Source organism: Delftia sp. DS1230, from assembly GCF_040112715.1.
Lineage (GTDB): Bacteria > Pseudomonadota > Gammaproteobacteria > Burkholderiales > Burkholderiaceae_C > Comamonas > Comamonas tsuruhatensis.
In genome coordinates this window covers 5073419-5086075 of sequence record NZ_CP157763.1, presented here as the reverse complement: position 1 = coordinate 5086075, position 12657 = coordinate 5073419, and the positions used below count along the sequence as shown (strand labels likewise).

Annotated in this window: 11 protein-coding genes; 5 read left to right on the top strand and 6 right to left on the bottom strand. The window is 68.2% G+C overall.

Translation table 11 applies throughout. The features are described 5' to 3' along the window. Positions 1–70: 70 nt before the first annotated feature. Positions 71–868 (bottom strand): SDR family NAD(P)-dependent oxidoreductase, encoded by a 798-nt coding sequence (locus AAN986_RS22965; protein WP_016453773.1) that lies wholly within the window; start codon positions 866–868, stop codon positions 71–73. A 118-nt stretch (positions 869–986) separates the two neighbouring features. Between AAN986_RS22965 and AAN986_RS22960 the strand changes: the two genes are divergently transcribed. Then, complete coding sequence (locus AAN986_RS22960) at positions 987–1886, top strand: LysR substrate-binding domain-containing protein (protein ID WP_016450162.1); 900 nt, start codon at positions 987–989, stop codon at positions 1884–1886. Between the two features lie 29 nt (positions 1887–1915). Here AAN986_RS22960 and AAN986_RS22955 read toward each other — a convergent pair whose 3' ends face one another. The 3 genes from AAN986_RS22955 to AAN986_RS22945 all read right to left on the bottom strand — a co-directional run bounded on the left by AAN986_RS22955 (position 1916) and on the right by AAN986_RS22945 (position 4728). Next, positions 1916–2908: a tripartite tricarboxylate transporter substrate binding protein gene (locus AAN986_RS22955; protein ID WP_047217984.1), complete on the bottom strand. Its 993-nt coding sequence runs from the start codon at positions 2906–2908 to the stop codon at positions 1916–1918. A 73-nt stretch (positions 2909–2981) separates the two neighbouring features. Beyond that, a complete protein-coding gene (locus AAN986_RS22950) occupies positions 2982–3824 on the bottom strand; it encodes an alpha/beta fold hydrolase (protein WP_189354077.1) in 843 nt (280 codons plus the stop codon). Positions 3825–3939: 115 nt separating this feature from the next. Then, on the bottom strand, positions 3940–4728 hold the full coding sequence (locus AAN986_RS22945) for an IclR family transcriptional regulator (RefSeq protein WP_016453776.1): 789 nt from the start codon (positions 4726–4728) through the stop codon (positions 3940–3942). Positions 4729–5002: 274 nt separating this feature from the next. On the opposite strand from AAN986_RS22945, the gene AAN986_RS22940 reads away from it, so the two are divergent. The 4 genes from AAN986_RS22940 (at position 5003) to AAN986_RS22925 (ending at position 10321) form a co-directional block, all read left to right on the top strand. Beyond that, positions 5003–5980, top strand: a complete 978-nt coding sequence (locus AAN986_RS22940) for a tripartite tricarboxylate transporter substrate binding protein (RefSeq protein ID WP_016453777.1) — start codon at positions 5003–5005, stop codon at positions 5978–5980. 33 nt (positions 5981–6013) lie between these two features. Continuing rightward, a complete protein-coding gene (locus AAN986_RS22935) occupies positions 6014–6805 on the top strand; it encodes an enoyl-CoA hydratase/isomerase family protein (RefSeq protein WP_043824655.1) in 792 nt (263 codons plus the stop codon). A gap of 4 nt (positions 6806–6809) precedes the next feature. Beyond that, positions 6810–8912 (top strand): acetate--CoA ligase family protein, encoded by a 2103-nt coding sequence (locus tag AAN986_RS22930; protein WP_047217983.1) that lies wholly within the window; start codon positions 6810–6812, stop codon positions 8910–8912. Positions 8913–8983: 71 nt separating this feature from the next. Continuing rightward, positions 8984–10321: an MmgE/PrpD family protein gene (locus tag AAN986_RS22925; RefSeq protein WP_349335493.1), complete on the top strand. Its 1338-nt coding sequence runs from the start codon at positions 8984–8986 to the stop codon at positions 10319–10321. Positions 10322–10344: 23 nt separating this feature from the next. Here AAN986_RS22925 and ssuD read toward each other — a convergent pair whose 3' ends face one another. Then, entirely contained in the window at positions 10345–11499 is a 1155-nt protein-coding gene (ssuD, locus tag AAN986_RS22920; protein ID WP_046988041.1) for an FMNH2-dependent alkanesulfonate monooxygenase, read from the bottom strand. Beyond that, entirely contained in the window at positions 11496–12656 is a 1161-nt protein-coding gene (locus tag AAN986_RS22915) for a sigma-54 dependent transcriptional regulator (protein WP_047217980.1), read from the bottom strand. Before AAN986_RS22915 ends, ssuD begins: the two co-directional genes overlap by 4 nt. Position 12657 lies beyond the last annotated feature (1 nt).

The following is a 12657-nucleotide window of genomic DNA, read 5'->3' as shown; positions in this document are numbered from 1 at the left end:
CGATGTCCATGGCGGCTGGCCGCGGCGATCGGCCCGTCGGTCGCAGCGCCATGTCAGTCGCAGTGCAATTTCAGTCGCAGCGGGCGGTCATGCCGCCGTCCACGACAAGCTCGGTTCCCGTCACGAAGCGGGCCTCGTCGCTGGCCAGGTACAGGGCGGCACTGGCGGTATCGCGGCCATCGCCCATGAAGCCCAGCGGGATGCGCCTGACCCGCGAGGCCAGCAGCGTCTCCACATCGCCGCCTGTGCGCTGCCTGGCCAGCCGCGCTTCCACCATGGGGGTGTGCAGCTGGCCCGGCACCACCGTGTTCACGCGAATGCCGTCAGGCGCATGCTGCACGGCCACCACGCGGGACAGGTGGATCACGCCGGCCTTGCTGGCCGCATAGGCGACCTGCGCGCTGCCGGTCCAGCGCAGGCCCGAGGTGGACGCCACGTTGACGATGGCGCCGCTGCCGCGTTCGACCATGTGCGGGAGCACATGCTTGCAGGTCAGAAAGACGCTCTTGAGGTTGATGTCGATCTGGCTGTCCCAGTCCTGCTCGCTCAGCTGAATGGGGCCGCCGGCTGCGGAGCCGCCCACGTTGTTGATCAGGATGTCCGGGACGCCCCAGGCCTGCAGGCAGGCCTGGACCATGGCCTTGACGCTGGACGAGTCGGTGACATCGCAGATGCAGGTCGTGATGGACGCTGCCGCCTCGCCGGCCAGGGACAGCGTTTCGTCAAGCCGCGCCTGGTCACGGTCCACCGCCAGCACCTTCGCGCCTTCCTCCGCCAGGCGCACGGCCATGGCCCTGCCGTTGCCCCAGCCTGCTGCCACGCATCCGGCCCCCGTAACGATGGCTATCTTGGACTTGAACCTGCTCATTGGCTTTCCTCATGTGACACGGTGGAGCCGCTGTGGCAAGCGGCGATGCAGGCCAGTTTGCGATCGATGCCGGCAAAGTTAAACTGGATGGCGCCTATACCAGCTATGTTGAATACCTATGGATCTGCGCCAACTGGAGTACTTCGTCGCCGTGGTGGAGCACGGCAGCATCAGCCGCGCGGCCGTGGCGCTGAATTTGGCGCAGCCGAGCGTGAGCCGCCAGATCGCACTGCTGGAAGAGGAGCTGGGGCAGCGGCTGCTGGACAGGACAGGGCGCGGCGTGGCAGCAACCGCGGCCGGGGAGACACTGCTGTCGCATGCACGCACGATGCTCAACTCGGCCAGCCAGGCGCTGTCCGATCTCAAGGAAATGCATGCCGAGCCCGTCGGCAGCGTGGTCGTGGGCCTGCCCCACCGGGTGGCGGCAAGCCTGGCCGTGCCGCTGATACGGGAGTTCCGGCGCCGGCTGCCGCATGCACTGCTTTCGGTGGTGGAGGGGCTGAGCCTGTCCTTGCGTGAGGGAATGATTGCGGGCCGCATCGACCTGGGTCTGATGTTCGACCCTGCTCCGACGCCCCTGCTGTCCTACGAACCCCTGATGCGCGAGTCCATGCTGCTGGTGGCTCCCAAGGGCTACCGGTTGCCGTCGCGCATCGGCCTTTCGGCCCTGGCGGACTTTCCGCTGGTGCTGCCGGGCACCCATAACCCGATACGCAGCCTCGTGGACGCCGTCCTGCTGCCGCGCAAGATCCGGCTGAACGTGGTGGCCGAGGTGGGGGCCGTGCACACGGCGCTGTCCGTGGTGGAGGAGGGACTGGCTTGCTCCATTCTTCCGGACAGTGCGTTGAATCTGGCCGGTGCCCGCACTGGCATACAGTCTGCGCCCATCGGCCCGCCGGCCATACGCAACCAGCTCGTGCTGGCCATGCCCAGGGCGCGTCCCGCGAACCGGCTGATCGCGGAAACCGCCAAGTTGCTGCGCGAGCTTGACTTTCGCAAGGGCGCCCGCGCCGTGTAGGGCATGCCTCCCGGATCGGAAGCGGCAGGTCAGTCGATGCGGATGCCCGCTTCCCTGACGGCCTTGCCGATCTTGTTCAGGTCGTCAGCGATCAATTTCCGGAACTGCGCAGGACTGGACTTCGCGGGGACAAAGGACAGTTCGGCGAACCTGGATTTCAGCGACGGCGCCTCCACGGCCTTTGAAATTTCGGTGTTCAACCTGTGGGTGATGTCTGCGGGCAGGCCGGCCGGGCCCCAGATTCCGTACCAGGACAGGAGCTCGAACCCGGCAATGGTGCCCTCCGCCAGCGTCGGCACATCGGGCAGCGACGGGACGCGGGTCTTGCTGGTGACGGCAAGGGGCCGCAGACGGCCGGCCTGCACGAAGGGCATGACACCCGGCATGGGCGAGATGGCCGCGGAGACATGGCCGCCGATCACGTCCGTCAATTGGGGAACGGCGCCCTTGTAGGCGACGATGTCCATCTGCAGGCCAAGGGCCCGGTTCAGCATCTCTTCGCTCAGGTGGCTGGTGGTACCCAGGCCGGAAGTCGCCCAGGTGTACTTGCCTGGATGGGCCCTGGCCAGTTGCACGAACTCTGCCACGGTCCTGACGGGCAACTCGTTGGTGACCGCCACGATCAGCGGCACGTACCCGATTTGCCCCACGGGCGTGAAGTCACGCTCGGCGTCATAGGTTTTCTTGGAACTGACCAGCGGCAGGTAGGCATGGCTGGAGGCATTGAAGATGAGCGTGTATCCGTCAGGCTTGGCCTTCTTGACCTGCAGGGTTCCCAACAGGCCGGAAGCCCCCGGAACGTTCTCGATCACGATGGCCTGGCCCAGCTGCCTTTGCAGTTGGTCGGCCACCAGGCGGCCCACGGTGTCGATCGAGCCACCCGGCGTGTACGGAATCACCATGCGGATCGGCTTGCCCGGATAGTCTTGCGCGCACACCAGGGTGCAGGTGGCCCAGGCAGCACAGGTCATGGCGATCTTCCAGGCTTTCCTGATGGCGGCTGCGGGCGTGTGGATGGTCATCGTTGTCTCCTGAGCACTGTTTCTGTCCGGCGCATCCCCGAAGGGGCCGGGTGTCTTGCGGGCAAGGGCTGGCCTAGGCGGCGTACACGCGGCGCGTGAATGCCGCAATGGCGTCTGCCATGGCAAGGGGCTGCTCGGGCGCCAGGGCGTGGCCCGCGTCGGCAATCACCTGTTCCGTCACCCGCTCGCCCAGGCAGGACTTCATCACATGGGGGATCACGACCGCGTCATGCTCGGCCCGAAGGTCCAGTATGGGAACGGTCGTTCCTGCGCTGAAGTAGTCATCGACGGGCGTGACGCGCCGTGCATGGCCTTGCGCTTCATGGGCCTGGGCGTTCCACCCGTCCAGCCAGGCGCTGGGGTCATGTCCCGGGGCAAAGAAGGCGCGGCGCAGGCAGTCCAGGCGCTGCTCCCTGGACAGCCGTGCATCGCCCGCGCCGTCGATTGCGTCCCGCAGGCGGCCATACGGCATTTCGTCCGATCCCGGCGGCAGCTTGCCTGCCGAGGCGGCGGCCATGACGACGCCGCGCACCAGGTCCGGCCTGTCGGCCGCCAGCATGCGCGCCGGCTGGCTGCCCCAGGCATGACCCACGACCACGACAGGGCCGGTGGCTTCGTGGTCGATGACGGCCGCGACGTCGGCTGCGAAGTCATGCAGCGTCAGCCCCTGCATGGGGCCACGGCTTTGGCCTATGCCCCGAGGCTCGGGGCGCAGTACCCGCAGCCCTTGCGCCTGCAGATGGCGGGCAACGACGTCGTAGTCCCGGCCGGAACGGGCCAGCGATGGCAGCATGCAGACGACCGGCCCTGCGCCCTGGTCCGCATACTCGATTTGAATCTCGTCCTTCGCAGCCTGTGGGCGGTAGCGCACGAGCCGGCGAGTGACGCCGGTTGTCTCCAGATGGGTGTTTGTCATGCCGCCAGTCTGGGTTGCGGGCGCCATTGCGATAAGGCAATGCAGCCTATATCAGCTATGTTTTTTCCCTATGCAAAGCGGGCCGCCCGCAGGTGCGTGGAACGGCGGGCAAACCTCACCGTTTCTCCAGCAGGCTCTGAATCTGGCGGCCCAGCTGCAGCAACGCCGGGTGCAGCTCCTGCACGATGGCTGGCACAGGCTCCGTCGTGGACACGCTGCAGTTCAGGACATAGATGGCATCGGGTGTCACCAGCGGCGTGGCCAGTGCAACCACTTCCGGCTGCCACGATGCAGCGCAGAAGCCTTGGCTTTTCACGGACCTGATGGCCGCCTGGATCTGTTTTTCCAGGTCGCGCCATTGGGCGCCTCTCTTGAGCCTGAAGCTGTCGAACAGTGCCTTGCGCCTGGCAGGCGGCGCCACGGCAAGGTAGGCACGGCCCAGCGACGTCAGCTCCATGGGCACACGCTGACCCGACACCACATGCCTGAGCACAATCCGGCGGTTGTAGCGGATCGATTCCAGATAGACCATCTCGTCCCTGTCGGGACAGGCCAGGCCCACGTTGATCCTGCGTGTCTCGGCGAGGGTGCGCATCAGGGGGGCCGCCATCGACAGCACCGTCGATCCGGTACGCATGGCGTGCGCCAGGCTCAGGACAGCGGGAGCCAGGCGAAAGGCGCGGCTTTGGTGATCGGCCTGCAGCATGCCGCAGCCCACCAGGGTCTGCGTCAGCCGGCTCACGGTGGCCTTGGACAGTCCGGTGCGTTCCACCAGGTCGCCGTTGCCCAGCAGTTCCGACCCGGGCCTGAACGCACGGAGTATTTCGATGCCTCTTTCCAAGGAGCGGTTGCTCGGGGACTGACCGGGCTTGTCATGGAGTATGGGGGATCGCCTGTGGGTCATGTTGCTGCCGCCTGTGGGAGGACCGGTTCATCCTCGGTTGAAAGCCTGGTTCTTGCTGCACAGGCGCGGGCGCCTGATGGCGTGGAGTATTCCACCGAAAGGATGGCAGATGAAAACGCAAGTCCTGGCGCGCTCGCTGTGCGGTTTCACTGGTTGGAACATGGGGGATCACAACTGCGGTGCGTTTCCCTAAGCTTTCACCAATCCGTCGCCAGCGTCATCGCAACGCTTGCGCATGGAACGGACCTCTGCCCATAGAACCAGGAGACACACCATGCTTCGTTTCGCCGCCCGCCGTTGCGCCAGGGCCATTGCGCTCATTGCCGTGCTCGCGACTGCCTGCAACGCAGTCTTTGCAGCCTTCCCCGAAAAGCCCGTGCGCCTCGTCGTGCCCTTCGCGCCCGGTGGCGGAACCGACCTGATCGCACGCACGCTGGGGGCCGAGATGGCCAAGGACCTGGGCCAGCCCGTCATCGTGGACAACAAGCCCGGTGCCGGCACGATCATCGGCACCGACAACGTTGCCAAGAGCGCGCCGGACGGCTACTCCGTGGTCGTGGCTTCCTTCGCGCACGCCGTCAATCCGGCGCTGCAGGCCAAGCTGCCGTACGGGAGCAACAAGGCCTTCGCGCCGGTGATCCTGATCGGCCGCGGCCCCAACGTGCTGGTGGTGCCCGCCGCCAGCCCGTACAAGACGGTGGCGGACGTGATGGCCGCCGCCAAGGCCAGTCCCGACAAGCTGACCTATGCCTCGCAGGGCGCAGGAACGTCGGCGCATCTGGCGGGTGAGCTGTTTGCCAACCTGGCCAAGGTCAGGATCACCCATGTGCCCTACCGTGGCGCAGGCCCGGCACTCACCGATCTGATGGGCGGGCAGGTGGACATGATGTTTGCCACCGCGGCGGCGGTCTCCACCTTCATCGACAACGGCAAGCTGCGCGTGCTGGGTGTGACCACGGCCGAGCCGTCTGCGGCCTTCAAGGATGCGCCGCCCATCGCCGTCACCGTCCCGGGCTACCGCGTCGAGAGCTGGTACGGCCTGTACGTGCCGGCCGCCACGCCCGCTGCCGTGATCGAGCGCCTGAACACTGCGGCCCGCAAGGCGGCCCGTTCGCCGGACTTTGTTCGCAAGCTGGAACACGAAGGCCTGGTGGTCAATGCCGGGCCGGCGGCGGAACTGGACACCTATGTGCAGGCCGAGGAAAAGCGCTGGGCCCAGATCGTCAGGCAAAACAACATCCATCCCGATTGATCGCATTGCCCGCGATCGCCTTGAGAGCACGCCATGAACTACGAACTGATCCAACTGAATGTCGCCGATGCGGTGGCGACCGTGACCCTGAACCGCCCTGACAAGCGCAACGCCATGAGTGACGACATGCGCACCGAGTTCATCGATGCCCTGGAGCGCGTGGCGGCAGACAAGGCCATCAAGGCCCTGGTGCTGACAGGCGCGGGCAAGGGCTTTTGCGCCGGCGGGGACATTGCCGGAATGCAAAGGCGCATGAATGCGCCTGCGGGCGAGGTGGGCTTCAACGGCTGGCAGCGCCAGCAGCGCGTGCACCACGTCCAGGCCCTGTTGCACACCATGCCCAAGCCCGTGATCGCCGCCGTCAACGGCGCAGCGTCGGGCCTGGGCGCGGACACGGCGCTGGCCTGTGATTTCGTCATCGCCAGCGAGTGGGCCAGCTTCGCCTGGAGCTATGTGCTGCGCGGCATCATCCCCGACGGCGGCGGCATGTACTTCCTGCCGCGCCGCGTGGGCCTGGCCAAGGCCAAGGAGCTGATCTTCACGGGCCGCCAGGTCAAGCTGCCGGAAGCCCTGGCGCTGGGCATCGTGGACCGCCAGGCCAGCGCCGAGACCTTGGTGGCAGACGCCCAGGCCTGGGCGCGCGAGCTGTCCTCGGCTTCTTCCACCGCGCTGGCCTTGACCAAGACCATCCTGAACCAGAGCTTCGAGCTGTCTTCGCACGATGTCTTCGCACAGGGAAGCCAGGCCCAGGGCATCTGCTACACCAGCAGTGAACACCGCGCATCGGTGGAGGCCTTCCTGGCCAAGACGGCCGGCAAGGAGTGATGCCATGAGCGAAGCCATTGCCAAGCTGCTGTCGCCGCGCAGTGTCGCCGTCATAGGCGCCTCCGCCGACCTGAAAAAGACCACGGGCCGCCCGGTGGCCTACCTGCAAAAGCACGGGTTTGCCGGCCGCATTCTTCCCGTCAATCCGCGCGTGGAGCGCATCGGCGATTTGCCTTGCTATCCCGATGTGGCCTCGTTGCCTGAAGTGCCCGATGTGGCCGTGGTGCTGCTGGGCGCCGAGCGTGCGCACCAGGCCGTCAGGGAACTGTCGGCGCTGGGCTGCGCGGCAGCCATCGTGCTGGCCAGCGGCTATACGGAAACGGGCGAGGACGGGGCGCACCGCCAGCGGCAGCTGATCGAGGCGGCCGGCGGCATGCGCCTGCTGGGGCCCAACACCATCGGCCTGGTCAACCTGACCGACCGGATCGTGCTGTCGCCCTCGGGCGCGCTGGAGATGGACGAGTTCCCCGTCGGAGGCATCGGCGTCGTCTCGCAAAGCGGCGGCATCCTGGGCTCGCTGCTGTCGCGTGCCGCCGCGCGTGGCATCGGCCTGTCCAAGCTCATCTCCACCAGCAACGAAGTGGATCTGGAACTGGCCGACTTCATCGATCACCTGGCCGATGACCCGGCCACCAAGGTGATCGCGCTGTATGTGGAGACGGTGCGCCATCCCGCCAGGTTCCGTGCAGCCTGCCTGAAGGCCGCGCGTGCCGGCAAGCCCGTGGTGGCCTTCAAGATCGGCCGCTCCGAGGCCGGCGCCAAGGCCGCCGTATCGCACACGGGCGCCATGGCCGGTGCGGATCGCATGTACGACGCGCTGTTCCGGCAGGTCGGCGTGATCCGTGCGCAAAGTTTTGCCGACCTGCTGGACGTGCCCGCTGCGCTGGCCACGGGCCGCAGGCTGCGCGGCAGGCGCATCGCCATCCTGACTTCCACCGGCGGTGCGGGCACCCTGGTGTCGGACGATCTGGGCGTGGCCGGATTCGACACGCCTGCGCCGGACGAGGCGACGGCCGATGCACTGCGCGCGCTGCAGACCGGCAGCGAGGCCGTGCTGGACCGCAACCCCATCGACGTGACCCTGGCGGGCCTGCGTCCCGACCTGCTGCGCGGCGCCATCAATGCCCTGCTGGCAAGCCCCAGCTACGACGCGCTGGTCATCATCGTCGGCTCCTCCAGCCTGGCCATGCCCGAGCTGCTGGCCGGCGCCATCCAGGACTGCCTGCCCCACTCCGACAAGCCGGTGCTGGCCTACGTCAGCCCGCATGCGCCGGAAATCGGCGCGCTGCTCACGCAACGCGGCGTGCCGGCCTTCGCTGCGGCGGAAAGCTGCACGGCCGCGCTGGCGGGCATGCTGCGAGTCAACGGCTTCCAGGGTGCGCCTTCCGAGCTGGTCGTCGGCAAGCACACCCTGCAGGAACTGGACCTGCCCGTCGGCTGCCTCGATGAAGCGCAGGCCAAGGCCGTTTTCCGCCGTTTCGGCGTGCCATGCGCGGCCGAGCGCGTGGTGCATACCGCCGAAGAGGCCGAAGCCGCCGCGCGAGAACTGGGCGGCCGGGTGGTGCTCAAGATCCTTTCGTCCCGGATCACGCACAAGAGCGATGTGGGCGGTGTCGCCGTCGGCCTGACGACGCAGACCATAGGTGCCCGGTTGGGTGCGATGGTGGCCGACGTGCAGGCCAGGGCGGGCGTGCGCCCGGACCGGTTCCTGGTGCAGCAGATGGTGGCCGGTGGCACCGAGCTGATCCTGGGCCTGCACAAGGATGCGCTGGGCACCGCCGTGATGCTGGGCATGGGGGGCGTTGCGGCCGAATTGTTCCAGGACACCACGCTGCGCCTGCTGCCCGACGATGGGACACAACTGGGTGTGCTGAGCCGCTCAGAAGCGCTGGACATGGCCAGGGAGCTCAAGACCTGGCCGCTGCTGGACGGCTTTCGCGGCCGCCCCAAGGCGGATGTCGATGCCCTGGCCGATGCCATCGTCGCGTTCTCTGCGATGGCCGCCCAACTGGGCGACCGCGTGATCGAGGCGGAGATCAACCCGGTGTTCGTGCTGCCGCAGGGCCAGGGCGTGTGCGCTGCGGATGGTGTGCTGGTTCTGGCCTGAGAGCGCCAGGTACTGCACATTTCTTCCAAAAAAAGACGGCCTCATTGAGGGCCAATCCAAGGAGACCACGCATGCATGCGACCGAAGTGTTCGGGCAGTTTGCCGCTCAATACCACCGTACCGAGCTTCCCGAAACCGTCATCCACCATGCCAAGCGTGCCGTGATCGACTGGTATGCCGCTTTGTTCCCGGGGCTTGGCGCGGCCCCTCTTGCACAGTTGGAGCAGGTGCTTGCCGAGGACCTGGACCGCGGGTCCTGCCGGCTTGGAAACGGCCGCATGGCCACGGCGCGGGCGGCGGCACTGTTCAACGGTTCGGCGGCCCATGCCGCCGAGGTGGACGACAGCTTCCGCGATGCCATGTACCACCCCGGGGCCGCAACCATTGCGGCGGCGCTGGCGGCAAGCCAGCAGGCAGGGGCCAGTGGCCTGGAATTCCTGCGTGCCGTGGTGCTGGGCTATGAGGTCTCCACCCGCATCGGCGTGACCCTGGGCCGGGCCCACTACCGCTTCTGGCACAACACCGGCACCGTGGGCGTCTTCGGGGCAGCGGCGGCCGCAGGGTATGCGCTGCGGCTGGATGCAGGGCCATTCGCCCATGCACTGGCCACGGCGGCCACCTTCTCTGCGGGTCTGCAGCAGGCATTCCGCATGGATTCGATGTCCAAGCCCCTGCATGCCGGGCGCGCAGCGGAGGCCGGCCTGCTGGCTGCGCAACTCGCGCACAGGGGGGTGACGGGATCGCTGGATGTGCTGGAGGGGGAGTCGGGCCTGGGCCGCGCTGTCAGCGACGGACCGGACTGGTCAGGCATCGGGGACACGCTGGGCAGGGACTTCCACATCACCCGGCTCACCTTCAAGAACCATGTCGGCTGCGGCCATACCTTTGCGGCCATCGACGCCGCGCTGGCTCTGCGCAGCCAGCATGCCCTGCGGGCGGACGACATCTGCAGCGTGGCCGTGGCCACCTATGGCCCGGCCCTGGATATCGCCTGCTACACCGATCCCGTGACCGAAAACGAAGCGCGCTTCAGTCTCCGGTTCGTGGTGGCGACGGCCTTGGTCCATGGCAGCGTGCGAATGTCCGCTTACACCCCCGAGCGCCTGGCCGATCCCGCCGTGCGCGCGATGCTCGAGCGCGTCCAGGTCTCGGTGGACCCGCAAATCGATAGGGCCTTCCCGGGAAAGAGATCGGCGCGCCTGGAAATCGTTGCCAGGGATGGACGCCGCCATGTCTGGTTGCAGCCCGATCGCAAGGGCGATCCCGAACTGCCGTTGTCGGATGGGGAGCTGGAGGACAAGTTCATGGAGCTTGCCGCTCCCGTCGCCGGCGCGGGACGTGCCCGGCAGCTGCTGTCAAACATCTGGGGGCTTGAGCGGGCGAGCTGCCTGCGGGGTCTTGCGGTCTGACAAGGCGCAAGCCCGGGGGCGGCTCACGATGCAGACTGCCGGCGCTGGATGCTGCGGATGTCGAAGGCGCCGCCGGTCTGGGCCTGGTCGCTGGTGGTGACGGCCCGCTTGCCGAGCAGGGGGAAGACCAGCTCGGCAAAGCGGATGGACTCCTCCAGGTGCGGGTAGCCCGAGAGCACGAAGCTGTCCGCACCCAGCGCGGCGTACTCGCGCAGGCGCTCGGCCACGGTGGCCGCGTCGCCGACCAGGGCCGTGCCCGCGCCGCCGCGCACCAGGCCCACGCCGGCCCAGAGGTTGGGCGCCACCTCCAGCCGGTCGCGCCGCCCGCCGTGCAGCGCGGCCATGCGCGACTGGCCCACGGAGTCCATGCGCGCATAGCCGGCCTGGGCGCGGGCGATGTCCTCGTCGGTGAGCTTGCTGATCAGGCGCTCGGCATCGGCCCAGGCCTCCTCGTTGGTCTCGCGCACGATGACGTGCAGCCGCACGCCCAGGCGGACCTGGCGGCCCTGCTGCGCGGCGCGGCGGCGGATGTCGGCGAACTTTTCGGCCACGGCGGCGGGGGGCTCGCCCCAGGTGAGGTAGGCGTCCACCTGGCGCGAGGCCAGGTCGTGGGCGGCGTCCGAGGAGCCGCCGAAGTACAGCGGCGGATGCGGCTTTTGCACCGGGGGAAAGAAGTTGCGGCCCTGCTTGACCTTGAAGTATTTGCCGTCGAAGTCCACAGCCTCGCCGGCGAGCAGGCGGCGCCAGATGGTCAGGAATTCATCGGCGTAGGCATAGCGTTCGTCGTGGGCCAGGAAGATGCCGTCGGCCTCCAGCTCGGTGGCATCGCCCCCGGGCACCACGTTGAGCAGCAGGCGCCCGCCCAGGGCCTGGTCCAGCGTGGCGGCCTGGCGCGCGCTGGAGACGGGCGCGCCCAGCGAGGTGCGCAGGGCCACCAGCAGCTTGATGCGCTGCGTGACGGGCACCAGGCTGGAGGCGACCACCCAGGGGTCCAGGCAGGAGCTGCCGGTGGGGATCAGCAGGCCGTCGTAGCCCAGCTCCTCGGCCGTGACGGCGATCTGGCGCATGTAGGCGTTGGTGGGGGCGCGGCCGAAGTCGGAGGTGCCGAGGTAGCGCGTGTCGCCCGAGGTGGGCAGGAACCAGAAGATGTCTGGCGATGCGTGGGGGTCTTGGCTCATGGGATCTCCGGGGACGATGGAAAAGACGGTGGCGCGGCCTCGCCCGGCACCTGGCCCAGGCGCTGCAGCCGCGCGCGCACCACGCTGCGGCTGATGCCCAGCTGGCGCGCGGTCTGCACCTGGTTGCCGCGGTTGCGCTGCCAGGCCTTGAGCAGCAGAGCGCCCAGCACGTGCTGCTCCAGGCCTTCGGCATGCACGTCGCACAGGCTGTCCAGCGCTTCGCCCAGGGCCAGTTCGGCGGCGGCGGCCTGGGCGCCGTGTTCGGCCTCGCGTGTGGGGACGGGATCGGGCTCGCCCTGGCTGCTGGCGATGTGCAGGTCGCCCGCGCCGATGTGCATGCCCTGGGTCAGCAGCAGGCTGCGGTGGATGACGTTCTCCAGCTCGCGGCTGTTGCCGGGCCAGTCGTGCTCCAGCAGCTTGCGCTGCGCGTCCTGGCTCAGTGCCATGGGCGCGTAGCGCATGCGCTGGCAGTAGCTCGCGATGAAGTGGCGCGCCAGCGGCAGGATGTCGGCCGGGCGCTGGCGCAGCGGCAGCACGGTGAGGGTGACGACATCGAGCAGGTAGTACAGGTCTTCGCGAAAGCGCCGCGCTGCCACCTTGGTATGCAGCGGCACGCTGCTGGCCGCGAGCACACGCACATCGGCTGGCGTGCGCTGGCTGGCGCCGATGCGGGTGACCGCCTTGTCCTGCAGCACGCGCACCAGCTTGCTCTGGATGTGCAGGGGCAGGTCGTCGATCTCGTCCAGCAGCAGGGTGCCGCCGTGGGCGTCCTCGAAGCGGCCGGGCAGGTTGCCGAAGGCACCCGTCAGCGCACCGCTTTCGTGGCCGAAGAGCTCGGCGTTGATCAGGGCCTCGGACAGCGCGCCGCAGTTGACGGCGACAAAGGGGCCGTGGCGGCGCGGGCTCAGGCGGTGGATGTGGCGGGCCACCATTTCCTTGTCGGCGCCGCTGTCGCCCAGGATGAGGACTCCGGCCTCGCTGGCGGCCACCTGTCCCATGGTCTTGAGCAGGGCCTGCGAGGCCGGGTCTTGCAGTATCCACGGCGCGGGCGCGGCGCCGTCATCGTGCGCGGCAGAGGCTGCGGGCGCGGGCGCAGGTACGGGCGCAGGTGTTGCCGAGGACTTGCCGGGCGGCCAGGTGGGCAGACGGGTGTTCATG